Origin of the sequence: Janthinobacterium sp. P210006 (assembly GCF_036231885.1) — a bacterium.
Lineage (GTDB): Bacteria > Pseudomonadota > Gammaproteobacteria > Burkholderiales > Burkholderiaceae_D > Janthinobacterium > Janthinobacterium violaceinigrum.
In genome coordinates, this window is record NZ_JAZARD010000002.1 from 1,107,673 (window position 1) to 1,134,123 (window position 26,451).

At 60.1% G+C, this 26,451-nt stretch carries 20 protein-coding genes and 1 tRNA gene; 14 read left to right on the forward strand and 7 right to left on the reverse strand.

Annotated elements, in window-relative coordinates; translation table 11 throughout:
- Positions 1–177: 177 nt before the first annotated feature.
- A complete protein-coding gene (locus VPH41_RS13305) occupies positions 178–2,445 on the reverse strand; it encodes a carboxy terminal-processing peptidase (RefSeq protein ID WP_287772309.1) in 2,268 nt (755 codons plus the stop codon).
- Positions 2,446–2,965: 520 nt separating this feature from the next.
- On the opposite strand from VPH41_RS13305, the gene VPH41_RS13310 reads away from it, so the two are divergent.
- Both VPH41_RS13310 and VPH41_RS13315 read left to right on the forward strand, forming a co-directional pair.
- Positions 2,966–4,936, forward strand: a complete 1,971-nt coding sequence (locus VPH41_RS13310; RefSeq protein WP_328570382.1) for a methyl-accepting chemotaxis protein — start codon at positions 2,966–2,968, stop codon at positions 4,934–4,936.
- Between the two features lie 19 nt (positions 4,937–4,955).
- On the forward strand, positions 4,956–5,258 hold the full coding sequence (locus VPH41_RS13315) for a putative signal transducing protein (protein WP_328570383.1): 303 nt from the start codon (positions 4,956–4,958) through the stop codon (positions 5,256–5,258).
- Between the two features lie 2 nt (positions 5,259–5,260).
- Here the strand turns inward: VPH41_RS13315 and VPH41_RS13320 are convergent, their stop codons facing one another.
- A complete protein-coding gene (locus tag VPH41_RS13320; protein WP_099667472.1) occupies positions 5,261–5,809 on the reverse strand; it encodes a thymidine kinase in 549 nt (182 codons plus the stop codon).
- A 299-nt stretch (positions 5,810–6,108) separates the two neighbouring features.
- Between VPH41_RS13320 and VPH41_RS13325 the strand changes: the two genes are divergently transcribed.
- Both VPH41_RS13325 and VPH41_RS13330 read left to right on the forward strand, forming a co-directional pair.
- Positions 6,109–7,500, forward strand: coding sequence for a cystathionine beta-synthase (locus VPH41_RS13325; RefSeq protein ID WP_328570384.1), 1,392 nt, complete (start codon positions 6,109–6,111; stop codon positions 7,498–7,500).
- Positions 7,497–8,678 (forward strand): trans-sulfuration enzyme family protein, encoded by a 1,182-nt coding sequence (locus tag VPH41_RS13330; protein ID WP_328570385.1) that lies wholly within the window; start codon positions 7,497–7,499, stop codon positions 8,676–8,678. The genes VPH41_RS13325 and VPH41_RS13330 overlap by 4 nt, the downstream gene beginning before the upstream one ends.
- Before the next feature lie 78 nt (positions 8,679–8,756).
- Here VPH41_RS13330 and VPH41_RS13335 read toward each other — a convergent pair whose 3' ends face one another.
- Positions 8,757–10,979: a penicillin acylase family protein gene (locus VPH41_RS13335; RefSeq protein WP_328570386.1), complete on the reverse strand. Its 2,223-nt coding sequence runs from the start codon at positions 10,977–10,979 to the stop codon at positions 8,757–8,759.
- 14 nt (positions 10,980–10,993) lie between these two features.
- The gene (locus tag VPH41_RS13340; RefSeq protein ID WP_287778616.1) at positions 10,994–11,830 is read right to left on the reverse strand and encodes a hypothetical protein; all 837 of its coding nucleotides are present in this window, start codon (positions 11,828–11,830) and stop codon (positions 10,994–10,996) included.
- 226 nt (positions 11,831–12,056) lie between these two features.
- Here VPH41_RS13340 and VPH41_RS13345 point away from each other — a divergent pair, with 226 nt between their 5' ends.
- The 3 genes from VPH41_RS13345 (at position 12,057) to VPH41_RS13355 (ending at position 13,861) form a co-directional block, all read left to right on the forward strand.
- On the forward strand, positions 12,057–12,749 hold the full coding sequence (locus VPH41_RS13345; RefSeq protein ID WP_328570387.1) for a hypothetical protein: 693 nt from the start codon (positions 12,057–12,059) through the stop codon (positions 12,747–12,749).
- A gap of 36 nt (positions 12,750–12,785) precedes the next feature.
- Positions 12,786–13,232, forward strand: coding sequence for a DUF2939 domain-containing protein (locus VPH41_RS13350; RefSeq protein WP_328570388.1), 447 nt, complete (start codon positions 12,786–12,788; stop codon positions 13,230–13,232).
- A gap of 125 nt (positions 13,233–13,357) precedes the next feature.
- Complete coding sequence (locus tag VPH41_RS13355; RefSeq protein WP_328570389.1) at positions 13,358–13,861, forward strand: DUF2939 domain-containing protein; 504 nt, start codon at positions 13,358–13,360, stop codon at positions 13,859–13,861.
- Between the two features lie 30 nt (positions 13,862–13,891).
- On the opposite strand, the gene VPH41_RS13360 is transcribed toward VPH41_RS13355, so the two are convergent.
- Positions 13,892–15,229, reverse strand: a complete 1,338-nt coding sequence (locus VPH41_RS13360; protein WP_328570390.1) for a hypothetical protein — start codon at positions 15,227–15,229, stop codon at positions 13,892–13,894.
- Between the two features lie 269 nt (positions 15,230–15,498).
- Here VPH41_RS13360 and VPH41_RS13365 point away from each other — a divergent pair, with 269 nt between their 5' ends.
- Complete coding sequence (locus tag VPH41_RS13365) at positions 15,499–15,711, forward strand: hypothetical protein (RefSeq protein WP_099763360.1); 213 nt, start codon at positions 15,499–15,501, stop codon at positions 15,709–15,711.
- Between the two features lie 18 nt (positions 15,712–15,729).
- Here VPH41_RS13365 and VPH41_RS13370 read toward each other — a convergent pair whose 3' ends face one another.
- Positions 15,730–17,127: an HD-GYP domain-containing protein gene (locus VPH41_RS13370; protein WP_328570391.1), complete on the reverse strand. Its 1,398-nt coding sequence runs from the start codon at positions 17,125–17,127 to the stop codon at positions 15,730–15,732.
- Between the two features lie 498 nt (positions 17,128–17,625).
- Between VPH41_RS13370 and VPH41_RS13375 the strand changes: the two genes are divergently transcribed.
- Positions 17,626–19,896 carry a TonB-dependent receptor gene (locus tag VPH41_RS13375; protein ID WP_328570525.1) on the forward strand — a complete coding sequence of 757 codons (2,271 nt, stop codon included), beginning with the start codon at positions 17,626–17,628 and terminating at the stop codon, positions 19,894–19,896.
- A gap of 219 nt (positions 19,897–20,115) precedes the next feature.
- Here the strand turns inward: VPH41_RS13375 and VPH41_RS13380 are convergent.
- Positions 20,116–20,202 (reverse strand) — tRNA-Leu (locus VPH41_RS13380).
- 168 nt (positions 20,203–20,370) lie between these two features.
- Here VPH41_RS13380 and VPH41_RS13385 point away from each other — a divergent pair.
- From VPH41_RS13385 to VPH41_RS13405, 5 genes are all read left to right on the forward strand, one after another.
- Entirely contained in the window at positions 20,371–20,538 is a 168-nt protein-coding gene (locus VPH41_RS13385; protein ID WP_328570392.1) for a phage tail protein, read from the forward strand.
- Between the two features lie 71 nt (positions 20,539–20,609).
- Entirely contained in the window at positions 20,610–21,077 is a 468-nt protein-coding gene (locus VPH41_RS13390) for a phage virion morphogenesis protein (protein WP_328570393.1), read from the forward strand.
- Positions 21,078–21,521: 444 nt separating this feature from the next.
- A complete protein-coding gene (locus tag VPH41_RS13395; protein WP_328570394.1) occupies positions 21,522–25,220 on the forward strand; it encodes an RHS repeat-associated core domain-containing protein in 3,699 nt (1,232 codons plus the stop codon).
- 2 nt (positions 25,221–25,222) lie between these two features.
- A complete protein-coding gene (locus tag VPH41_RS13400) occupies positions 25,223–25,606 on the forward strand; it encodes a DUF4279 domain-containing protein (RefSeq protein ID WP_215408985.1) in 384 nt (127 codons plus the stop codon).
- Positions 25,607–25,765: 159 nt separating this feature from the next.
- Positions 25,766–26,428 carry a phage baseplate assembly protein V gene (locus tag VPH41_RS13405; RefSeq protein WP_328570395.1) on the forward strand — a complete coding sequence of 221 codons (663 nt, stop codon included), beginning with the start codon at positions 25,766–25,768 and terminating at the stop codon, positions 26,426–26,428.
- Positions 26,429–26,451 lie beyond the last annotated feature (23 nt).

Here is a 26,451-nt window from a genome sequence, read left to right on the forward strand (position 1 = left end):
GGAGCGGGCTGAATCTATTTTCTTGGAGGAGAATAGAGGAGACGGGTGAATTATGCTGCATCGCGGCATATCAATCCAATTGATTGTTGAAATGATAGAAATACGCCAGACAGATAACTGACGGGGCGAAAAAAAACCGGCTCCGCGAGGAACCGGTTTTTTACGGCACAACAACGTTTACTTTGCTGCCGCCACCGGCGTTGCCTTGGTGTCCGCGCCATACGGCAAGACCTTGGACGCCATGCGGGTATCGGCCTTGATCAGCGCCACTTCGTCGGCCAGGATGCGCGCCGCTTCGTTCAGCAGCACGTCCTTGGCGCTCTTGGCGGCCGTTTCAGCGTCCAGTTCCGCGCTCAGGGCCCGCTCGTCGCCCTGCAAGCCGTCGTCGGTGCGCAAGGCGCCCTTCACGGCGGCGATCTGCTTGGCCGTCTTGCTGGCCGCTTTCGCGCCTTTCAGCACGTCTTTCGGATCAGGAATCACCACCAGGTCGTCGGACGGATTCGAAATCTGCGCGATCAGGCGTTTTTCACGGGCCTTGGCGCGCGCTTCCTGGGCATCGCGCTCCTTGCGGCGCACGGTTTCATTGAGCGAGATCTGGTTTTCCTTGCGTTGCTTGACGACCAGGGCTATGTCATCGAGCAAGTACTGGAAATCCTTGTCCTTGGCCACGCGCGCTTCATGCTTCTTGTCCAGCAGCGGCACGATTTCCTTCAGGTCGCCCGTCGGCATGTATTGCGCCGGCTTGATGGCCACCCATGGCAGGGCATTGTCATAGCTCGATTCGCCGAAGTTTTCCGTGTCCGACATGGCTGGCAGCTTGATGTCGGGCGTGACGCCGCGCAGCTGCGTGGTGCCGCCATTGATGCGGAAGAACTGGGCGATGGTCATTTTCAGCTCGCCGAAACGGGCTTTCTCGCTGCCGCCGAAACGGTCGAGGTTGAACAGGGTCTGCACCGTGCCCTTGCCGAAGCTGCCTTCGCCGATGATCACGCCACGGCCGTAGTCCTGCACGGCGGCGGCGAAAATCTCGGAAGCGGAAGCGGAGCCGCGGTTGATCAGCACGCCCATCGGGCCATCCCAGGCCAGGCCCGCGTTCGTGTCGCTTTCCACATCGACCTTGCCTTCGGCATTGCGCTGCATCACGACAGGGCCTTTGTCGATGAACAGGCCCGTCAGTTCGACGGCTTCGTTCAGCGAACCGCCGCCGTTGTTGCGCAAGTCGATGAGGACGTTGTCGACCTTGTCCTTCTTCAGCTCGCCCAGCAAGCGGCTGACGTCGCGCGTGGCGCTCTTGAAGTCCTTGTCGCCGCGGCGGCGCGCTTCGAAGTCCTGGTAGAAGGTCGGCAGGGAAATGACGCCGATGCGGCGCTTGACGCCGTTGTCGCGCACTTCGATGACGGATTTCTTCGCTGCCTGCTCTTCCATGCTGATTTTCTTGCGCACCAGCGGCAGGACCACGTGCTTGGCATCGGGGCCGGCGTCGGCCGGCAGGATGTCGAGGCGCACGGTGGAATCCTTGGCGCCGCGGATCAGCTGCACCACGTCGTCGATGCGCATGCCCAGCACTTCGGTGATGGGGCCGCTTTCGCCCTGCCCCACGCCCACGATGCGGTCGCCCACTTTCAGCTTGCCCGACAAGCCGGCCGGGCTGCCTGGCACCACTTCGCGCACGACCGTGTATTCGTCGCGCGTCTGCAGCACGGCGCCGATGCCCTCGAGCGACAAGCGCATGGCGATGTCGAAGTTATCCGAGGCGCGGGGGCCCAGGTAATTGGTATGCGGCTCGATCGACATGGCGTAGGCGTTCATGAAGATCTGGAACACATCCTCGCTGTTGAGCTTGCGCGAACGGGTCGTGTAGCTTTCATAGCGCTTGTCCAGCGTCTCGCGGATGGCCTTGTCTTCCTTGCCCGCCAGTTTCAGGCGCAGCCAGTCGTTCTTGACGCGCTTGCGCCACAGGTCGCGCACTTCCTCGTCGTTCTTCGGCCAGGCGGCCTTTTCGCGGTCGATCTGGTAGCTTTCGTCGGCCGTGAAGTCGAACTTGGTTTTCAGCAGCTCACGCGCATACGCCATGCGCTCGTCGAAACGCTGCTGGTACAGGTTGTAGATGGCAAACGGCGCCGTCAGGTCTTCATTGATGATGGCGTCATCGAGCTTGGTGCGCAGCGGCGCGAAACGGTCGATGTCGGCCTGCACGAAGAACAGTTTTTCCGCGTCCAGGGACTTGAAATAACGGTCGAAGATTTTCTCCGACATGGCGTCGTCGAGCGGCATGGCCTTGTAATGGACGCGCGTCAAGACGCGCGATGCCCACAAGGCGGCCTGCGTTTGCTGGGCCAGCGGCTTCATGGGGGGCGGAGGAGCGGCGCTCTTGTCCGTCTGGGCTGCGCCAGCGTGGGCTGACAGTGCAAGCACCAGGGTGACCAGCATCATTTGCTTCTTCATCGGCTTCTCCGAAAATTAGTTAAATCAATTCCAGGCGGCGCAGCTGCTCATGCGCCAGCCAGCAAGACAGTAAGGGGAATACACGACTGGTCTGCATATTATTCTACAGGATACGGCCTGGCAGTCTCCCATGGAATATCAGTTTCTTCCCGGAAGCTTAAACGCGGATTAAAGGCGGCGTCTCATTCATTACAAAGTGAAACATTCGTGAGCATATGCATCGCCCGCCAGTCCCCGCAAATCGCAATACACCCATGCAAATCCGAAAAGTCAATGGGCTATTTCTGCAATCCTTGATCCAGGTGATGTTTTTATGCGAAAAAGTAATTCTTGCGGGAAACACTTAGTAACAAAACGCAAGCGACATGCTATCATCGCGCCCTGAAATCCAGCTTGCCTGCGCGCGGCTCCCACGCCCGTACGCCTCCGTTTCAAGCGCATTCCCCACCAGATCCCCTCCCCGCGTGTCATGTCATGACCAGGAATGGCCGAGCTGATTACCATTTGCCAGACTCACACTATGCCTACAATTTCCTTCTCCCTCCGCCACTGCAGTGTCGGCGGCAAGATTACCGTCTTCACGTTTGCGCTGGTCAGCCTGATCCTGGCCAGCCTGACTGCACTGATGAGTATCAACACGTCCCGCGTGCTGGAACAGCGCGCCGAAGCGGCCGTCACCAGCGAACTCAATAGCGTCATGACGACCACAGAAGTCTTCCATACGGCCATGGTCAACGAGGCGGCCAGCTTTGCCCGCCTGTTCGCGGCCGAATTTCCCGGCCCGTTCACGGTCGACACGGGCGCCATGGTGGCCGTGGCCGGCAAGGCCACGCCCGCCCTGGCCAACGGCGGCAAGGTGCTCAACCTCGATACGGCCCTGGTCGACCGCTACACGGCGCAGACGGGCGTGATCGCCACCATCTTTGCCGCCAACGGCGATGAATTCGTGCGCATCAGCACCTCGCTGAAGAAGCAGGATGGCGAACGGGCCGTCGGCACCCAGCTCGACCACAACCATCCAAGCTACGGGCCGCTGCGCGCGGGCCAGCGCTTCGTCGGCATGGCCACCTTGTTCGGCAAGCAATACATCACCCAGTACGACCCCGTGCGCGATGCGGGCGGCAAGGTGGTCGGCGTGCTGTTCATCGGCCTCGATATCAGCAAGAATCTGGCCATGCTGAAAGACAAGATCCGCCAGGTCAAGATCGGCCAGACGGGCTACATCTATATCGTCGACACGGCGCCCGGCGCCAACTACGGCCACATGGTGCTGCACCCGAACAGCGAAGGCAAAAGCGCGCTCGACTTCAAGGCCAGCGACGGCCGCCCCTTCATCCAGGAGATGCTGGCGCAAAAGGACGGCGCCATGCGCTACACGTGGATGGCGCCCGGCGAAACGGCTGCCCTCGCACGCGAAAAGCAGCTGTACTACCGTCAATTCAAGGATTGGCAATGGATCATCGCGGGCGGCACGTTCACGGACGAGATCACCGTGGAAGCGCGCCAGCTGCGCAACCAGCTGGCCATTTCCGGCTTCGTCGCCCTGCTCGTCTTTGCCCTGCTGCTGTACTGGCTGGTGCGCGCACTCGTGTCGCGCCCGCTGGCCGCCGCCGAAACGGCCGCCGCGCAAATTGCCGCCGGCGACCTGACCGTGCACCTGGATACGAACAGCCACGACGAGATCGGCCGCCTGCTGCGCGCCATGAACCGCATCAGCGACAACCTGTCGCAAGTGGTCAGCAACGTGCGCGGCAGCGCCGGGCAGATCGCCACGGCGTCCGGTGAAATCGCCAGCGGCAACCTGGATCTGTCGAGCCGCACGGAACAGCAAGCCAGTTCACTGGAGGAAACGGCCGCCTCGATGGAAGAATTGAGCTCGACCGTCAAGCAGAACGTGGAGCACGCGCAGCAGGCAAGCCGCCTGGCGCAGGCCTCGTCCGGCCTGGCAGCCGAAGGCGGCGCGGCCGTGGCGCAGGTGGCCAGCACCATGGACGCCATCCGCAGCTCGTCGAGCAAGATCGCCGACATCATCGGCGTGATCGACGGCATCGCCTTCCAGACGAATATCCTGGCCCTCAATGCGGCCGTGGAAGCGGCGCGCGCCGGCGAACAGGGACGGGGCTTTGCCGTCGTCGCCACCGAGGTGCGCACCCTGGCGCAGCGCTCGACGGCCGCGGCGAAAGACATCAAGGATCTGATCCAGGCATCGGCCGGCACGGTGGACCTGGGCCACGCGCAAGTGAGCCAGGCCAGCGCCACCATGGATACCGTGGTATCCAGCGTGCAGCAAGTGAGCACCATCATGGCCGAGATCGCGCAAGCCAGCGAAGAGCAGCGCAGCGGCATCGAGCAAGTCAACCAGGCCATCGCCCAGATGGACCAGGTGACCCAGCAGAACGCGGCCCTGGTGGAAGAAGCGGCCGCGGCCGCCGACGCCCTGCAGGAGCAGGCGCAGGAGCTGAACCAGGTGGTGGGCGTATTCAAGCTGTAAGCGGCGGCAGGATGCTAAGATGGCGCAGACCACAGCGCCAGGAGACCCGATGCACAACGACTATGTTTTGATAGCCCGGCTGATGATACCCACGGATGCGCACGTCATCCGCGGCTGCCTGGCAGCGGCCGGTATCGACGTCATCCTCACGGATGACCAGCACATGCAGGCCAATCTGCTGCTGGCGCCCGCCATCGGCGGCGCGCGCGTCATGGTGCGGGAGAAAGACTTACCGCGTGCCAATGAAATCCTCGCCGCCTTCGAACGGGGCGACCTGGCGCTGGCCGATGATGCCGACGTGGGCGCGCCGGCGGCCGAGTAAACTCAGGCGTAGAAACAGCGCCCGCACGCCTGGCGGTAACTTTCGTTGCCGCCAATACTGATCTGCTCACCTTCCTTGATGCGGCGGCCCTGCTCGTCCACGCGGATGTTCATCGTGGCCTTCTTGCCGCAAGTACAGATATTCTTCAATTCCTCGATATCGTCGGCCAGCGCCAGCAGATAGGCCGAGCCGGGGAACGGTTCGCCCTTGAAATCCGTGCGCAAACCGTAGCAGATGACGGGCACGCCCTTCACTTGCGCCAGCTGGTGCAGCTGCTGCACTTGCGCCGTGCTGAGGAATTGCGCTTCGTCCACCAGCAAACAAGCCACCTGGGGAATAGCGTCCAGGAAATTCGTGTCGGCATGGAAGATATCGACCTGGCGCTGCGGGCCCAGGCGCGAGGTGACCCTGCCCACGCCATAGCGGCTGTCGATGGCCGCCGTGTACAGGCGCACCTGCTGGCCCTGCTCTTCATAGTTGTGCGCGACCTGCAACAAGGCCGTCGACTTGCCCGCGTTCATTGCGGAATACCGGAAATAAAGTTTTGCCACTGCCGCCTGCCCTGTTCGTCTGGTTTTTCAGGATACTGTTTAGCACCTTTTCGAGGCGTGATTATAAATCGCAATGGCGGGCTTGCAGCAGCTTAATACGGGCGCCATTGCCGAGGCAAGGCGCCTGAAAACGGTGCATACTGCGATGGTTCACATTCCCGGGCATATGCGAAAGCCGCATATGCAAGCATTAAAACATTCGTTCGCAGGCCATGTCCGCAAGCCTACACTCCGCCCTTTTGCACGGAAAGCGGCTCGGGACACAATCCGGAGCGGCTGTTTCGCTGACAGGAGCCACCATGAATGACCGAATGCCCCCCCCACCCTCGCCGCCGGCGTTATACAAGCTGATCGGCAATACCCCGCTGGTCGAAGTGACCAGGCTCGACACGGGCCTGTGCCAGCTGTTCCTGAAACTGGAATCGCAGAATCCCGGCGGTTCCATCAAGGACCGCATCGGCCTGTCCATCATCGAAGCGGCCGAAGCCGACGGCCGTTTGCAGCCGGGCGGCACCATCATCGAAGCGACGGCCGGCAACACAGGCATCGGCCTGGCCCTCGTCGGCCGCATCAAGGGCTACCGCGTGATTCTGGTGGTGCCCGACAAGATGTCGACGGAAAAAGTGCTGCACCTGAAAGCCCTGGGCGCGGAAGTGCACACCACGCGCTCGGACGTGGGCAAGGGCCATCCCGAGTACTACCAGGATTACGCGGCGCGCCTGGCGCGCGAACTGCCGGGCGCCTTCTTTGCCGACCAGTTCAACAATCCCGCCAATCCGCTGGCCCACGAAACGACGACGGCTCCCGAAATCTGGGAGCAAAGCGGGCATGACGTGGACGCCATCGTCGTCGGCGTGGGCTCGTCCGGCACCCTGACGGGCCTGACACGCTACTTCCGCAAGGTGCAGCCGAAGCTGGAATTCGTGCTGGCCGACCCGCAAGGCTCCATCCTCACCGAATACATCGAGTCAGGAAAAGTATCGGACACGAGCGGTTCGTGGGCCGTGGAAGGCATCGGCGAAGACTTCATTCCCTCGATCGCCGACATGGACAGCGTGCGCCGCGCCTACACCATCAGCGACCAGGAAAGCTTTGATTCCGCGCGCGCCCTGCTGCTGGCCGAAGGCATCCTGGGCGGCTCGTCCACGGGCACCCTGCTGGCCGCCGCCCTCAAGTACTGCCGCGAACAGACGACCCCGAAGCGCGTCGTCACCTTCGTGTGCGACACGGGCACGCGCTACCTGTCGAAGGTCTACAACGATGGCTGGATGCGCGACCAGGGTCTATTGCAGCGCGCGCCGTCCGGCGACTTGCGCGACCTGATCGGCCGCCGCTACGACGAGGGCGACGTGGTCAGCGTGGCGCCGGGCGACACCCTGCTCACCGCCTTCAACCGCATGCGCGCCAGCGACCTGGCGCAGCTGCCCGTCATCGATGGCGGCCAGCTGGTGGGCATCCTCGACGAATCGGACCTGCTGCTGCACGTCTCCGGCGACGCCGCCCATTTCGCGTCGCTGGTGGGCGCCACCATGACGAGGCAGATCGAAACGCTGGCGCCGTCAAGCGGCTTGCCCGCCCTGCGCGCCACCCTGGACCGGGGCCTGACGGCCGTCGTCGCCGACGCCGACGCCTTCTATGGCCTGATCACCCGCTTCGACCTTCTCAACCACTTACGCAGGACACTATCTTGAGCCAGCACACTCCCCGCAAGAGCCACCTCGCCACCCGCGTCATCCACGCCGGCCAGTCGCCCGATCCGTCGACGGGCGCGATCATGCCGCCCATTTACGCCACCTCCACCTTCGTGCAGGACAGCCCCGGCGTGCACAAGGGACTCGATTACGGCCGCTCGCACAATCCCACGCGCTGGGCGCTCGAGCGCTGCGTGGCCGACCTGGAAGGCGGCAGCGCAGCGTTTGCGTTCGCCTCGGGCCTGGCCGCCATCTCGTCCGTGCTGGAATTGCTGGACGCGGGCAGCCATATCGTGGCCGGCGACGACATGTACGGCGGCACCTACCGTTTATTTGAGCGCGTGCGCCGCCGCTCGGCCGGCCACCAGTTCACGTATGTGGACCTGACCAATCCCGAAAACCTGCTGGCCGCGCTGCGCCCGGAAACGAAGATGGTGTGGGTGGAAACGCCCACCAACCCCATGCTGAAACTGGCGGACCTGCGCGCGATTGCCGACATCTGCCGCGAGCGGGGCATCATCGCCGTGGCCGACAACACGTTTGCCAGCCCGCTGGTGCAGCGCCCGCTGGAACACGGCTTCGACATCGTCGTGCACTCGACCACCAAGTATCTGAACGGCCACTCGGACATCATCGGCGGCATCGCCATCGTGGGCGCGGAAGAACGCCAGGCGGAATGGCGCGAGCAGCTGGGCTTCTTGCAAAACTCCGTGGGCGCGATTGCGGGGCCGTTCGACAGCTTCCTGGCCCTGCGCGGCGTGAAAACCCTGGCCATCCGCATGCAGCGCCATTGCGAAAGCGCCCTGGCGCTGGCGCAGTGGCTGGAGCAGCAAAAGGAAGTGCGCAAGGTGTTCTATCCGGGCCTGGCATCGCACCCGCAGCACGCGCTGGCGCAGCGCCAGATGGACGGCTTCGGCGGCATCATCTCCATCGACCTCGATACCGACCTGGCGGGCGCGCGCCGCTTCCTCGAGCGTTGCGAAGTGTTCGCCCTGGCCGAAAGCCTGGGCGGCGTGGAAAGCCTGATCGAGCACCCGGCCCTGATGACGCATGCCAGCATCCCTGCGGAACAGCGGGCAAAGCTGGGCATCGGCGACGGCTTGATCCGCCTGTCCGTGGGCATCGAGGATATCGAGGATCTGCGCCACGACCTGCGCACGGCGCTGGACGCGATTTGATATTTCAAATCAACCCAGGACCAGAACGACCGGGGTCGTACCCTGAGGGTACGACCCCAGCTCTTGCTGCGGGTTTCCTTATTCCCCCGGCCGGTACCTGCGTTCCAGGTGCTTCGCCACGTCTTCGGGATAGAACAACACTTCCTTGAACTCGCCGCGCGCATACATGGCCGCCTGGTCCCTGAAATGCGGGGAGCGCGGGTCGCCGCTCTGGCCGCCGGCGAGAATGCTTTTCGCCTTGATGCGGGGACCGAATTCCACGGCCGCCACAAAGCTGTTGCCACGCTCGCCGTAGATCCTGCGCGTGGTGCTCTTGCTGCTCTGGCCGTACGCGGCCAGCGCGCCCCAGTTGCCGGAGGCGTAAGGCACGGGCAGGCTCGGCTGCGCATCGTCGAACGGCTGCACAATATCTCCCGTCAGGCGCTGAAAGCGGTTGATCTCGCCCCACGGCGTTTGCCAGTTGCCGAAATCGCGCTGCAGTTTATCGGCCGCCGTCGCCAGTGCCGCCAGGCGCTGCGCTGCGCTGACCTTGTCCGTGGCCATGAAGTCGACCACAGGCACGCCCAGTTCCCTCGCCTGCTTGCCCGCCAGTTCGGCCAGCTCCTGGCCCCAGAACACGGCCAGCGAGGTGGCCGTGGAATCGAGCGCATAGCGCCAGTCCCAGGCCCGCAGCAGCGCGATCTTGCCGGCCAGCGCCAGCTGTTGCGCGTCGCCGGCCGGCAGCGCATCGTATGCCGCGAACAGCGGCGGCAGCAGGGATTCGAAGGCAGTCAGTTCGCTGTCGTAGGAGGCGGCGATCAGGCTGTCCAGGGTAAAACCGGTCTTGTTCTGGAAGACCTTGACGGCGTGCAGGCCGCGCGCGTTTTCGCCATACACGGACATGTAGGCCGGATAGTCGCTCTGGCGCGGACTGTTGGCGCCGGCCGCCGAATACGGCCAGTTGTTCGTGTTCTGTATCCAGCCATTCTTCGGATTGAACAGGGTGATGGTTTGCGCCACCGTGTGCAGTCCCTGCCACTCGGTGGCCGGATCGCTGCCGTCGACGGGCTGCTTCCAGTTGAAGCGCGGGTCGCGCACGGGGATGAAATTGCCGTGGAAATAGGCGATATTGCCATCCGCATCCGCATACACGGTGTTGTTCGACGAATTCGTGCGCAATTCCATCGTCTTGTAGAACGCCGCATAGTCGCGCGCCTTGGTGCGCGAGTACGATTGCGTGAGCGCCTTCAAGGGCTCGCTCATCAGCCGCACGGCCACCCATTTGCCGTCCTGCGCGCGCACGATGGGACCGTGGTGGCTGTAATAGACGGTGATGGTTTTCGACCCCATGGCGCCATCGGCCAGTTTATATGGCAAGGTGATGGGCACGGCTTTCAAGGGGCGTAAGCCGCCGTCATAGCGGTAGAACCAGGCGCCGTCCTTGTCCACGATGCTTTCCAGGTATTCGTCGATGACGTCGCCGCCGCCCGAGGTATGCATCCAGCCGAGGCGCTCATTGAAACCCTGGTAGACGAAGAACTGGCCCCAGGTGACGGCGCCATATGCGTTCAAGCCTTCGCTGCTGCTCATGTGCACTTCGGGACGGAAGTAGAACGAGGTGTGCGGGTTGATCATCAGCAGCGCATGGCCATTCCTGGTGATGGCGGGCGCGATGGCAAAGCCGTTCGAGCCGCTTGGCTCGGGGTCCAGGCCCGACGCCAACCCGGCTTCGACGCTGGCCAGCGCCACGGCGGCAGGACTGGCCTGCTGGCCGTAAAACGCCGCGAGCTGCGCCAGGTTGATCGATTCGATATCGCCGCCGATGCTGCCTTCGCTGAAGCTCAAGGCCATCCACGGCTCGAAATGCGCGATCAGCCGCGGCTTCACCTGCGGGTGCGTGGCTAGGTAAAAGTTCAGGCCATCGGCAAACGCATCCATCAACTTGCGCAGCCACGGCGGGCTGGCGCGGTACTGCGCCCGCAAGTCAGCCGGATCGATGAAGAGCTTCATGCGCAAGTCGCGGTACAGCTCCCGTTCGCCCTCCACTTCCGCCAGGCGCCCCATGGCGTTGATGTAATTGAGTTCGACTCTCGCAAAATCGTCCTCGGCCTGCGCATACATCAGGCCAAACACGGCATCGGCATCGCTCTTGCCCGTCACATGGGGGATGCCCCAGGTGTCGCGCGCGATGCTGACATTGGCGGCCTGCGCCTGCCAGCGGGCCATGTCCGCGGCAGCAACGGCGCTGGAAGCGGCGGGCGCGGCCAGCGCGGGAATACTGGCGACGGCGACGGAGGCAAACAGGGCACTGCGACGTAACATGCACAAACTCCAGATCAGGATGCGTCAATCAAGGCGGCGATGCGCTGGTTGAGTTCCACGTTCTCCGCCTGCAGCTGCGCCACCTTCTGTTTCAGGCTGGCGATCTCGCCGCGCAGGCGTTCCGCTTCGGACGGTGCCTGGGCCGCGTTCTCGGCCCACGGCTCGTTGCCCGTCTCCGGGGTATCCTGCGGCACGTGGACTTTCGGCTCGCGCGGCGTGCGCGTGGCGGCGCGCTGTTCGCGGATTTCCTTGGCCGCCTGGCGTAATAACTTCTTGCCGCCGGCGACGGCCGCCACCTGTTCTTCCGGCGGCAGCGACGCCACGGTGGCTGCCGCATTGATGGAGATCGTGCCCGAGCGGACCGCTTCGACCAGTTCCGGCGACGCCGCTTTCTGGATCTTCTCGATCTGGCTGATCTGGTTGCTGCTCAGGCGCGCCGCCTTGGCCACCTCTTCGCGCGTGCTCATGGGTGGCTTCGGCGCGTTTTCGCCTTCGGGCGCATCCTGGGCGCTGACGGGCGCCGGACTGCGCGCGGCGACGATTTCCTTCTTGCGCAAGGCCAGCACGCCGCGCTGGAAGTCCGACACGCTGCGGCGCGCCAGGTGATTGTCGATCATCCACAGCATGACGTCGTCGAGCGAGGTAAAGCTGGTGTTCTGGATGGTCTTGAATTCGATGCCGTGCTGGCGGCAGATGGCGTAGCGGTTGTGCCCGTCGATCAGCACGTCGTTCCACAGCACCAGCGCGTCGCGGCAGCCTTCGGCCAGCAGGCTGCGTTCGAGCGCCGCGTATTCGCTGGCGGTCAGCGGGTCGATATACGACTGCAGCACCTGATTGATAGTGATATTCATGGTTGTCCTCAATATTGCGGCGCGATGGTCCGCGCCGGCACGAATGCTACACCATCCGCCCCCCATACAGCTGATCGAAGTCCGCCATCGTCCGCCACAGTGGAAAAAAGCGCATTTTCCCTTTCTTTCACAGACAACTGAACTTATCATTTGGAAATATTTAGCCCCCCGTCCCTGACGCACGCCGGCTTGTGCATGAGCGCGCCCAGGACAAACAAGGAAATCAATGAAAAAATTATGCCGCATCGCCATCGCTGCCCTGTTACTGAGCGGATGCGCCACCATGGAAGTCCGCGAGACGAGCCGCACGATGGAGCGCATCGGCCATGATCCGCAACTGAACATCGTTTCAAAGGTCACGGCAGGTGAAGCGCTATTGTCCACATTCCAATACACAAGCAAAACGGGCTATCAGATCTACGATGGACGCGCCGTGTCCATCGGCGGCGGGCGCGTTGCCGTCATCCAGGGCGACTTCCTGTACCGCGCCGATATTGAAGGCAAGCCCGCTTACTGCACCGAACGCCAGGTCTTCAACATGCTGCTGCCCGGGATGACCAGGAATGCCTGTTTTGCCGACCGCAACAATGATGGCCTGCTGGACCAGGTGATGGTCGCCAGCGATCTGATGTGGTGGCACGAAGATGTCAACCCCGGCATCAAATTCGGCCCGGGAGTGGAAACCGCGCCTATCGACAGGTCCATCAATTCGCAGTTGCTATACCAGGGCTACAGCAATCACACCTTGCGCATTGCCTACAGAGAGTATGCAGGCGACCTGGCACGGCCGTCGTTTTCGCAAGACTTGTCGTTTGAGATCACCAGTTTTCCCGCGGAAGTCACCTTCCGGAAAATCCGCATCCAGATACGCAGCGCAGGAAATCAAGGTTTGGAATACCAGATCCTTGGCGGCTATTGACCCCCGCGTGCAAGCGGCGACCCAACGAGCCATAGCATGAAAAGAAAGTCCGCCACCGCGCTCATTTTTGCCGTCGCCGCCATCGGCTTCACCTGGGTCAGTCCCTACATCGCCATGTACCGCATCAGCATTGCGGCGAAATCCGTGCGCCTGGAAAACCTGGCGCAGCAGGCCGACCTGCCTGCCCTGCGGGCCAGCGTGGCGCGCCAACTGCGGGCGACGGGCGAAACGGCCAGCGAGGCAGAGTTCAAGGAAATGCTCGACACCATCGTCTCGCCGCCCGGCCTGACGGTACTGATCCTGCACGGCAAACAGGGGCCAGACGGCAAGCGCCACGACTTCGGCATGGCGTACCGCTCGTGGAACGAAGTGGTGCTGCGGCGCACGGGCGCCGGCCCCGCCGCCAGCCAGTTTGTACTGCGCCGCCATGGCATCTGGGACTGGAAATTGACGGACATCACCCTGCCGCCGGAATTACTTTGAAGAAACTTGATCTAAAACAACATTTACATAAACCTCTATATTGATTTTGGGAAATATTATGTAGAATGCCAACACTTCAGGCGCACCGGGTCGCCAGGCATCCGAGAGATTGCACAATGAAAAGAATGATGCTTCTCGCTGTAGTGGCACTGGTCACGCTGGCCGGCGCCTTCTATGGCAGCCCGTATTTCACCATGAACAAGATCCGTGCGGCGACCATGGACGAGGATACCCAGGCCCTGGCGGCGCAGATCGACCTGGCGCAGCTGCGCGGCAGCCTGGGAGAGCAACTGCATGCGCTGTTTTCGGCGCCGGAAGTGGCCGACGACATCAGTCCCGACGTCATCGATCCCTTGCTTGACACCATGCTGATGCCCGAGGGTATCGTCGCCCTGATGAAGCTCAATGACCGCTACGAAAACCCGATCGCCAAGGTCAGCGATATCAGCGGCCGCAAGCGCAATACCAAGCCCGACTACAAGCTGCGCTACACCTCGTGGGACAGCGTCGTGGTGCAGCGCGCCCACAGCAAAAGCCATATCGGCGAGCTGACCCTGGCCCGCGACGGCCTGTGGCGCTGGAAACTGGTATCGGTGGCACTGCCGAAGAACTTGCTGGCCGACGCGTAAGGCGCCGGCGCAGCCCTGCTCCCCGGGCGGTCAGCGCCGGTCCGTCACCCTGCCCGTCGTATCGGCAAACCAGCGGCTATGCGACACCACCTGCAGCGCGCCGGCCGCCACCTGCCCCGCCAGCCACGCCAGCAATTCATCGATGACGGCATACGAAGTCTGGTACGTCGACTCGGGCGTCCTGACGATATCGTGGCCGTTCACAAAGACAAAGCTGTCATTGCCCACCGCCTCTTCGATGGCCGTTTGCACCTGTGCAAACGTGACATCGTTCGTCAGGCTCACGGAAGCCGTGTTCAGGATAAACGCAGCCTTGTCCTTGCCGGTAAAAAACACCTGGTCAAAGCCGCTCTCGGCCGTGTAGCCGGCAGCGCGGGCCGACAGGAAACCGGCCTTGCGCATGGCGTCGATGGCCGTATCGGTCCACAGCGATTCGACCCAGGCATGGTGCGATGGGCCATCGCCGCTGATGCCTGCCGTGCGCATCTGGTCGCGACCCACCTGCAGCGCCGTCACATAATTGGCGGAACCCTGCACCACGACATTGTCGTGCACGCTCTGGTGCAGGATGAAGTCGAACAGGCGCGACGGGTCGTCGAAGCGCACCTTCATGCGCTCGGCCGACATGTAGTCGGGCTGTCCCAGCAGGGATGTGACGATGGCAAACGAGGCAGGCAGCCCGTAATACTTCAGGCGCTCCATCAGATACGTATCCCAGGAAGCAAAGCCGTCGTCAAACGACAGTATCACCGTGGGCAAGGTACGCTTGGGCAATGCCGCAAACATGCCCAGCCAGATCGTTTCCGGCTGCGTGGTGGCTGCGGACAGTTGCACCGTAAACTTGCCGCGCGCCAGGGTCGCCGCCGTCGGCACACCTTCGCAATCGAGCGGTGCGTCCAGCTTGGGCACCCACCATTCATTGTCGATGAACATCACCGTGTCCGCCCCGGCCGAGCCGCCGTAATGCAAGGCATTCAGCGCACCGTACCAGTAATTACTCCATTCGCTATCGCCCAGGTAAATCATGCCGCCGATCTGCATGATGGCGGCATTCGTGGAGCGCAAGGCAAAGGAAAAGCGCCGCAAGTCCCAGCCGAAGGGAATGCGGGGCTGGCCTTTGCCCGTCGCACCCGACGTGCCCACGCGCACGACGGTGCCTGCAGGCAAGCCCGCAGGCAAATCCACGCGCAAGGAGGGATAGCCATCCTTGAACGACATGGCGGCATCGAGCGACACCGTGCAGCCCGGCGACACATCGCTGTCCCAGAAGGACAGGTCGTGCGTGGGCATGAATTCCAGCGGCGTATTGGTGACGGGCGGCGGGGGCATGGAAAAGCGAGGGGGTGCGTCGTGGCAGGGGCTGGTCATGGTGCGGCTTTCAAAAGTACTGCGCGCGGCGCCCGACGGACAAACACCGCACGGCAGAAGATGGTCGATAAACATCGCCTCTGGCAAATCTTTCAGCCTCGGGTACTTGTCAACTATATCATTTGATTGCCAATATACAAATAAATAATGCCAATAGTTCATACTTTTCGCGCCCGCCGTGGCGCAGACGGCACGCCTGGCCTTCACGCCAACGCCAAACGCCCGTGCGGCACTGCTATCATCAGGCTTTGATTTCCATCGGAGGCAGCATGTCAGACCTGGTACAACACGCGCTGGCCCACGCGGGCAAACCGGCCACCACGCCCTGGGTGGTGACCTTGGTCAGCGGCGAAAAACTCACGGGCCCCATTTCCCCGCTCAGCGACGGCTGCTATGCGATCGGCCTGGGACAAATCAAGTATTTTTCCAGCGACAAGGTGGCCTGCCTGAATGTGTCGGGCGCGGGCGCATTCCCCATCTGAAGACGCGGCAGCCCGCGCTCAGGCCGCCAAGCGCTCGGCGCCCTGCTGCGTGAGTTCGGGCAAGCGCGCCAGCGCCGCTTTCAAGGCGGCAAAACACTGGGCGTCGATGGCCGTGTCCACCGTTTCAGCCATGATCTCGAGCGCTTTCGGGATGGGGATCGGCCCCCGGTAAGGCCGGTCGGCCGTAATGGCGTCGAAAATATCGGCCGTGGTAATGATGCGCGTTTCCAGGCTGATATCGTCCGCCGTCAAACCCCGCGGATAGCCCTTGCCATCGAGCCGTTCGTGATGGGCGGCGGCAACGACCGCCAGTTCGGCAAAGGCATGGATACGCGACAGTATCGTTTCCGTGTAGCGCGCATGCTGCTGCACGGCTTGCCACTCTTCCGCGTCGAGTTTGCCAGCCTTGTCCAGCACGCTATTGCTGACACCCAGTTTACCCACGTCATGCAGCAAGGCGCCCCGCTTGAGCCAGCGGCGCCGTTCCGGGGTCACGCCCATGGCTTCGGCAATCATGTCCGTGTACAGGGCCACGCGGGCGCTGTGGCCGCTCGTGTACGGGCTTTTCGAATCGACGACCTGGCCGAACGCGGCGGCGATGTCGTCGAGATAATCCTCGTCGACGGGCACGCAGCGGTTCGCCGGCTCCAGCGCCGCCACGGCGGCCGTGATCTCCTGCGAGCGCAGCATGGACCAGAAATTGCCCGCCTGCGCCGCCCGCTCGAAGGCCTGCACCAGTTGCGGGTCGAACCAGCTGCCCGCGCGCTGGCGCACTTCGGCCTGGGCAGCGCGCGCGCCATCGGCCGTATGAAACACGTCGATGACCTGCGCCAGCAAGGCGATGCGGGAAAACAGGGGGATCGCCGGGCCTGCCAGCTTGTCCGGCTTGCCCTGTCCATTGTGGTGTTCATCGAGGCTGTAGATGCCCTGCGCCACGGATTCCGGAAAGCGCAGCAAACGGGCGATGTCGGCGCCCCGCTGGCAACGCGTGGCGATCAGGTCCTGCGCAATTTGCGGCCCGTCGCGCAGAATCGTCATCACGGCGCGGAAGCGTTCGGCCAGGCCCGCCTTCAGGCCCGTGTGCTTGAGGACGAATTTCAGCACCTGCGGCAGGCTGTCGCCCACCGTCTTGAAGCCTTGCTTGAAAGACAGATCGTCCGTCAGGTACAGCTCGCAGATGCGCGCCGCATTGCTGCTGCAGCCCAGATCCTTGAGCAGCAGGGTGTAGTACAGATTCCACAAGTCTTCATCGGGCATGCCCAGTTCGCGTCCCACATGCATGCCGATCCAGCAGCAGCGGATGCAATGGCCTTCTGGCTGCCCTTCCGTGATGTCGAGCGCCTGGCTCAGGGCGCCGATCAGTTCGGAAAGCTGGATGCCGTCACCGGCCGGCGCGCTTGCGGATATAATTGACATAGTAGAAATATAAGTTTCCCATTTGGAATAATTTATATTCTACGCGAAGTCGGGCTTGGATATGTCTCATGGCAACATCGAAGGCAGGTCCTGCGCCAGGCGGCAACGGCAGGCCGGTAGCGGGCCATCGCGCAATGTGGCATCACAACAACATCGGGTGGCGCAAAAAAAAACGGCGCGCTGTCGCGTTTTCCACACCGCGCCCCAGCCGTTGATACGCCATGGCGCCCGGCGTTTTGTGCTGTCGCAGGGAAAACTGCCGTCGGCCGCACCATTGTTTGCGTTGCCGCATGCCTGCCGGCACTCCACTATGCACCCGCCAGATATTGACGACAAATACGATTTTATTCGTGTATTGAGTCGAAACAGATATGAATAGCCGCCGCTGGAAAATGGCATGAATACCAAAACTTTCCGTGCTAGCATGATTTTTCGTCTAGCGGACTAGCGCCAGCCTGGACCTTTCGAACAACCTTGACCGACAGGAGCCGTTTCATGATGACACCGCATGCCAGCACCGTACGCCACACCCTGATTGCCCTGGCAATCGCTGCCGCCTTTCCCTTGCAAGCGATGGCGCAGGACAGCGTCGCGGAGCCAGCCGCCCCGGCGGCACAGGCCGGTCCCGGCCAGCTGGAAACGGTGATCGTGACGGCGCAGCGGCGCGCGGAAAACATCAAGGACGTGCCCATGTCCATCGCCACCCTGAAAGGCGACAAGCTCGACACCCTGACGGCCGGCGGCGCCGACATCCGCTTCCTCAACAGCCGCTCGCCCAGCGTCTCCGTGGAATCGGATTACGGCCGCACCTTCCCCCGCTTTTACATCCGTGGCCTGGGCAATACCGACTTCGACCTGAACGCCTCACAGCCGGTGGGCCTGGTCATGGACGACGTGGTGCAGGAAAATGCCATGTTGAAAGGCTTTCCCGTGTTCGACGTGGACCAGGTCGAGGTGCTGCGCGGCCCGCAAGGCACCCTGTTCGGCCGCAACTCGCCGGCCGGCGTGATCAAGTTCGATTCCGCCAAGCCCGTCTTCAAGACGGAAGGCTACCTGAGCGGCGGCTTCGGCAAGGATGGCATGAAGAACCTGGAAGGCGCGTTCAACGTGCCCGTCAGCGACACGGTCGCCCTGCGCTTTTCCGGCCAGACGCAGCGCCGCGACGACCGCGTGCACAACCCCCGCCCCACCGGCACGCGCGACTTCGAAGGCTATGAAGACAGCGCCGCCCGCCTGCAGGTGCTCGTCAAGCCCACGCGCGACTTCACGGCGCTGTTCAACGTACATGCGCGCAACCTCGACGGCACGGCAACGCTGTTCCGCGCCAACATCCTGAAACAGGGCACCAACGACCTCGTCGACAATTTCGATTACGGCTCCTACCCGACCGACGGCATCAACCGCCAGCACCTGAAAACCAAGGGCGGCAGCATGCGCCTGAAATGGGACTTGCCCGGCGTGACCCTGCATTCGATCACGGGCTACGAAAAGCTCGATTTCTACAGCCGTGCCGACGTCGACGGCGGCTATGGCGCCGTGTATGCCCCGCCCATGGGCCCCGGCTTCATTCCATTCGTCGTGGAAACGGCCGACGTGATTCCTAACCACAAGCAGATTTCGCAGGAGTTCCGCGCCGAATCGTCTGCCCGCGGCCCGCTGCAATGGATAGGCGGCTTGTTCTACTTCAAGGAAGATATCCAGATCGACAGCATCAGCTTTGACAGCCTGGCACCCGGCAATCCGCAAAACAGCGCCTACGCCACGCAAAACCAGAGCTCGAAATCGTATGCAGCCTTCGGCTCGCTGAACTACACGGTCTCGGAAGCCCTGAAACTGCGCGCCGGCCTGCGCTACACGAGCGACAAGAAGGATTTCTCGGCCAAGCGCGTGGAAGCGACCACGGCCGGCCCCTTCAACTTGCATGACACTTCGCACAACGTCAGCTGGGACTTGAGCGGCACCTATGTGCTGACGCCGGAAACGAATGCCTACGCGCGCATCGCCACCGGCTACCGCGCGCCGTCGATGCAGGGCCGCCTGAACGGCCTGGCCGACCGCCCCTCGTTTGCGGGCGCCGAGAAAGCGCTGTCCGTCGAGGCCGGCATCAAGCAGGACCTGTTCGACAAGCGCGCGCGCCTCAGCGTGGCCGTATTCCAGTACCGCGTGAAAGACAAGCAGCTGACGGCCGGCAGCGGCGCCGTCAACATGAACCAGCTGATCAACGCCGACAAGGCCACGGGCCGGGGCGTGGAACTGGACTTCCAGGCCAATCTCAGCGATTCGCTCAGCATGACCCTGGGCGGCAGCTACAACCACACTGAAATCCAGGACAAGAAACTGTTCGTCCTCAGTTGCGGCAATGCGCAAAACAACCCGGCCAGCGGCTGCACCGTCACCGACCCCGTCGGCCCATTCAAGGGCACGGCCTACATCGACGGCAACCCGCTGCCCCGCGCGCCGGAATGGCAAACCAACTTCACCCTGAAATACAGCATCCCCCTCGCCAATGGCGAGTTCTACGCCTACACGGACTGGGCTTACCGCACCAGCTACAACTTCTTCCTGTATGAAGCGAAGGAATACAAGGCCAAGGAATTGCTCGAAGGCGGCTTGCGCGTCGGCTACAAATGGGACAAATACGAAATCTCCGCCTACGGCCGCAACATCACCAACCAGATCCAGTCGCTGGGCGCCATTGACTTCGACAACCTGACGGGCATCATCAACGAACCGCGCACATATGGGGTACAGTTCAAGGCGACGTTTTGATGCTTGATCGGCGACAATAAAACCCGGCCTCGCTCGTGTTGGGGACGGTTCCCCCCCGACACGGCACCTAAGTTGCTGCCAGAAACCCGCACGCGTAACCGCAACTGGTTTTGTCGGATTTAATCAGGAATACAGGAAATGGCGGGACGCAAAAAAAGCCACTAGCCCGTTGATTGCATTGGGCTTAGTGGCTTTTTTATGCTGCCGAATTCTGTGCGCTGGTGCCCGGAGCCGGAATCGAACCGGCACGCCCTTACAGGCGGGAGATTTTAAGTCTCCAGTGTCTACCAGTTTCACCATCCGGGCAGCGCGGCGAGATTCTAGCACAGGTGATGCTCATAACGCCATTCTGTGCCGAATGGAAGTCATTCTGGATGGCGTCTGCGGACTGGCGTGATCGGACCGGGCGGCGCCGCACGCAATGTAATCGCTGGCTCAGCCCTGCATGGCCATGCTCGGCACTGACCTGTTCGAATGGCATGCAGTGAGCACGGTATTGTCATCGAGGTGGAATTCAACAACCTCGAAACGGTCGACATTTCCATCAAGCTGAACCTGAGCGAGCGCGCGGCCGTCAAGACCGGCGAAGCTGGCCGTCTGGACATCAAGCACCTGGCCGAAATACAGCACATGCCGGCCTAGGCGGACGAGTTCTGGAAGCTGTATGACGGCGATACCCTGCTGGCCGAATAGCGAACGCCCGAGGCGACACCGTGAGCGGCGACCTGCACGCTTTGGCAACCTGGGCCGGCGCGTTGCTGGCCAAGCTGCAGCCGGCCCAGCGCCGCGCCATCAATCACAAAGTGGCCATCGACCTGCGCCGCAGCGAGGCGCAGCGCATCAAGGCCCAACAGGGGCCAGATGGCACAGCCTATCCGGCGCGCAGGCCGCGCGAGGAATTCAAGGGCAAGAATGGACGGATCATGCGGCAGAAGGCGGCGCCGTTCGCCAAGATCCGCACCTCAAAACACCTGAATGTAAAGGCCGCCGGCGACGGGATCGAGATCGAATTCTTTGGCTGGGTGGCGCGCGTGGCGCGGGTGCATCAGTTTGGCCAGCAAGACCGCGTTACCAAAAAAGGCCCCGCCCACAAGTACTGGGAGCAACCCCTGCTGGGCTTGAATGATCAGGATCGGACGTTAGTACTCGAATCACTATTACATCACATCAGATCGGGGTGAATAAAGCGATGAATAGGTGCAAACCGACAGTAGAGAAATTACTACCAAGAAACAATTTAAAATGCTAACATTATTTTTTTTGGTATATTTTATGCAAATCTCTCAGGAGAAATAGTGAAATTTTATTCGGCAAATATCCTCCTCATTTTCATAGCCAGTTTCCTCTCGATATCACCTTCACCTGCCAATGCCGACAGCACCGTACATATACACGAGTGTGGTCCTGGAAAAAATGGGCCTATAAAGAGGATGGTACGGAATATTGCAAAACTGACTATACTCCTAGCCCGATCAATTATGGTTTTGGTGGTGCCAAGCCCGGAGACGGAGGCCAAGGTGGTTCGCCGAAAGCTGCACCTACATATGAGAATAATTCGAATATAGATAAAGACTGCCTGTCCGGTGCTCCACAATCGACTGACAATCCAGTGGTTATCGCTACCGGTGAAAAGCACAAGACAGAAACGGATTTTTTCCCAAGGAGAGTACGGGCTTGGACTGGAACGGACCTATCGCAGCCGCCAGGCAACCGGTACATTTTTCGGGAAAAACTGGCTGTCAAAATATGATGTTCCGAGGATTATTGCCAGCAATGCAGGCTGTATCAGAATGGGTTCCATGTGCATTCCAGCGTCAGCGATGGTCACTGATGCAAGTGGAAAACAGTTTACGCATCGCTACAAACGTGATGTCGGCGAGGAAGGTAGCTATATCTATACGCCAGGTGGTAGCGATACGGTCGGGGAATTGCAATATACCTCCGATGGCTGGACTCTGTTCAAAGGAAAACTTATTTACTCCTATGATACGGGCGGGCGCATTCTTAGCATTGTCAATTTGGCTGGCGTAGGTATTTTTTATGAGTACAACGGCGTTAATCGCGTCAGCAAGATCTCCAATCACATAGGTCAAAACATTCAATTTACCTATGGGAGCAATGGCCTGGTTGCCACAGTGCGCGACTCGGCAGACAGTCAATGGAGCTACGAATATAGTGCTTCTGGCCTCCTGGCAAAAGTGACATCGCCGGGCAACTCACCAGACATTCGACAGTACCATTATGAAAATGCCGATCCAGCCTTGCTCACCGGTATTTCGATCAATGGAGAGCGCTATAGCACCTATAGCTACTATCCAGACAAACGCGTACAGCAAAGCCGTTTGGCCGGCGGTGAGGAAGTCGATACCTTCGTTTACGACGCATCGGGAACCACCATCACGACTGCCAAGGGAGACGTGACACGCCATGGTTTTTCCAACATAAACGGTGAGCTCAAAAACACCAGCATTTCCCGGGCAGGAAGCACTACCTGCAGCGCTGCGGCTGCTGCAAGCAGCTATGACGCCAACGGATATTTAAGTACTACGACGGACTGGAATGGCGTAGTGACATCGTACAGCTACAGCGTGGACGGAAAATTGTTGCAAAAAACGACAGCCACTGGCACACCCGCTGCATCGACTACTCGCAATAGCTGGGGTGGCGACAATATAAACCAAACCGAATTTCTCGATTCGACCAATCAAGTCTATGCGCGCATTCAATACAGCTATGTAAATTCAGGACTGGCGACAGGCAAGCTTGAAAGTACCACGTACTCGGATGTCCTCAGCGGAAGCCAACGTGTGCTGCAATACACCTATAATTTCCATGGCAACGAAGCAATCGCCAGCAGCACAGTCAGCGAGTCGTTGCCATCTGGCGCCGCAACATATACATCCACATACGACTTGTCCGGGAACCTGATTTCACGTACGAATCCCTTGGGACAAGTGGAAACTTGGGGCAACTACAACGGGCTCGGCTTACCGATGACCTATGTGAACCTCAATGGCGTCACGACCAGTTACACCTACGACCCACGCGGTAATATGTTGTCACAAAATACGAATGGACGCACCACCGCTTACACATATAACCATGACCGTCAGATCAGCACGATCAGCAATTCAGACGGCAGTGTGCTGCGCTACAAATACAATGCGGCGGGCAGGCTGGAATCTGTCGGAAATGCGCTCAATGAACTCGTAAACCTGGCTGTCGACGTGCCCGGCAACAGCGTGCGCAACAGTTCCCCCCGCCAATATGCGCAGCTCAATGGTACTGTTCCGGTTGCCGTTGGCACGACGGACTTTAGCGCCACCACCGTCCTTGATTCTTTGGGCCGGCCCTATACTCAACTGGGCAATAATGGCCAACGTGTCGAAAAACGCTACGACAATAATGGTAATCAGACAAGCAGTACGGATGTTCTAGGGCGCGTTACTGATTATCAATATGATGCCGCTAATCGGCTAGTGCACAGCACCGCGCCGGACGGCGGAGTAACAACTTTGGAGTACGATGAGCAGGGCAATTTGGAATCGGTAACCGATCCTCGTCCACTACAAACCCGTTATACCTACAATGGGTTTGGCCAGGTTATGAGCGTCGTCAGCCCAGATACAGGAACCACAACATTCAGCTACGACAGTGCTGGCCGCCTGAGTTCAGAAAGCCGGGCAGATGGTAAAACCATCATATATTCCTGGGATAGCCTTGGACGCAAGCGCTCTCGCGTCAGCAATGGTGTCAGCGAAATTTTTAACTATGACGAAGGCGCATACGGCAAGGGGCGCTTGACAAGCTTTAGCGATGCAACTGGTGAAACCCGCTACACCTATAACGCCCAAGGAGAATTGATTACCCAATTTAACCTTGTGTTAGCGAATCATTACATAACAAACTGGACTTATGACAGCGCCGGACGCCTCACAAGCATGACCTATCCACGCGGCATGGTTCTCAACTATAGCTATGATGGTATCGGCCGTCTCTCCAAGATCACAAGTAATTTGGCCGGCACATGGGCAACCATAGCCGATTCCTTCCTGTACCAACCCGCTGGCGGCCCCCGTTATGCCTGGCGTTTCGGCAATAACTCTCCGCGCTTACTACGACTCGATGCCGATGCGTTGGTTACCCAGGTCTTCGGAAGCGCCCAAAACACCGCCTATACCTATTCCAACGTAGGTCAGGTAGGCGCAATGACCGACTCTATCAATCCGGCAATGTCGCAGTCGATTGATTACGATCAGGCAGATCGGGTAGCTGGCATTTCACGCAGTGGCGACCAGCAGGCCTTCTCATGGGATCTCGCGGGCAACCGAACTGGACATAATAGAAGGGGTAACAGCTACAGCTTCATAACGAGTCCACATAGCAACCAATTGGATTCCTGGAGCGGCAATGGTCAATTTCGGCAGTTCTCCTACGATGCCGTCGGTAATGTCGCAAGCGAAACACGACATGACGGTAGTCATAGCTATTCATACGATGCATTCAATCGCCTTTCGGGAATCAATGTCAACGATACTGCTGCAGGCGAATATTATGTAAATGCATTGAATCAGCGCAATTTTAAGAGTACACAGGCAGGTTGGGTACTGTCGATCCACGGCCCCAGTGGCGAGTTGCTGTTAGAAGAGGGAATACTCAACAGCAGCTATGTCTGGTTAGGGGGAGAATTGCTTGGTGTGCTGCGCAACGACCAGTTCTACGCCAGCCATAATGACAAACTGGGCCGGCCGGAAGTGCAGACCAACAGTACCGGGGCTGTCGCCTGGCGCGCCGCCAACGCGGCATTCGACCGCACCGTCATTGTCGACAATATCGGCGGCATGCATATCGGTTTCCCGGGACAGTATTACGACACTGAATCAGGATTGTGGTACAACTGGAATCGCTACTATGATGCATCGCTGGGGCGGTATTTACAGAGCGATCCGATTGGATTGGAGGGGGGGACGAATACCTATGCTTACGCGCTTGGAAATCCAGTATCATACTTTGACGCTAATGGACTTGCCGTTAATTGCAAGGTTGTTCTTAGGTTACCAGGATTTAACATTGAAAGTTGTGATGAGGATGGGAAAACAACTCCTAGCGATCAGGAGGCAAGAAGTGCAAAAAGGATGTCTGAAAAAGAACTTGATAAAGCCTGCAAAAACAATAATTACAAGAATGCGCACGAAATGAAACGTGACTTGAAATTAGATTCAAGATATGACATTTTCTCCGACAAGAACGGAAATATGTATTCCGGACCACGCCAAGGGACCGGATTACCTAAATATCTACATATGAATATTAAGGGGTGGTAAACATGGAGAGCATTGTGAAGGTTTGCTTTGAATTACTTGGAACAAAAATTTCACCAAAAGAAATATCTCAGAAAACAGGGATCTCTCCGAGCACCGAATTGATGCGCGGCGAGAGAAACAAGTTGCGAGATCTTCCAAGACAAAATATTTGGTCATTGGATTCAAGTCTACAATCTGACGAAGTTTCTGAACATTGGCAAGAATTAGAAGGAGTCCTTAATCCCTCTCGTCAGACAATCAAAGAAATTGCTAAGGATGGTACAGCAAAAATAACAATTGTCATCACTAGCGACCATAGGCTGCCATCTATAACGATACCGTCTTCAATGGCAGAATTTGCGGGCTTTGTAAATTCTGTTATTGATATTGATCATTTACAGCAATAGTTTTCTTAATAATAATATTTACTTTTCCAGCCTGACTTCTATCAAATCGAGATCCGTAAGTAGCATGCTCCAATCACTCCATCTTAGCCGTAGCCACTAAGCTGCATATCAACCCGCCCCCGCGTGCATCCGCACGCGGACTTCGGCAACATGCACTGCATGAACGCCGACCTGTCCGACCTCTCCCGCTTGCTGCAAAACATGATTCGCCTGGGCACCATTGCCGAAGTGGACGGCGCCAAGGCGCGCGTGCAGCTCGGCCCTACACTCACCACTGAATGGCTGAAATGGATCACGCCGCGCGCCGGTAACACGCGTTTTTGGTCCGCGCCAACCGTCGGCGAACAGGTCGTGGTGCTGTCCCCAGGCGGCGACCTGACGCGCGGTACAACCCTGCCGGCCCTGTTCTCGCAGGCATTTGACGCGCCGGAACTGAACCAGTCCGTCCATACAACCCATTATCCTGACGGCGCCGTGGTGCAGTACGACCATGCGGCCCACGCCCTGACGGCCAATTTACCCGGCGGCACGGCCACCATCACCGCCGACAAGGTGACATCGAACGCTCCCAGCACCATTTGCACGGGCGACCTGACCGTCATGGGCAATCTGCTTGTCGAGCAATCGGCAACGGTCAACGGCGCCACCGCGCTGAACGGCGGCGTGAACGCCAAGGCCGGCGCGGCTGGCGGCGTGGCCATGGCCGTGCAAGGCACGATCAAAGCCAGCGAGGACGTGCTGGCCGGCGCCATCAGCCTGGCCAAGCATCCACACGGCGGCGTCAAGCAAGGTGGCGACCAGTCAGAGGGGCCGCTACCATGATGGGCATGCACGCCGCCACCGGG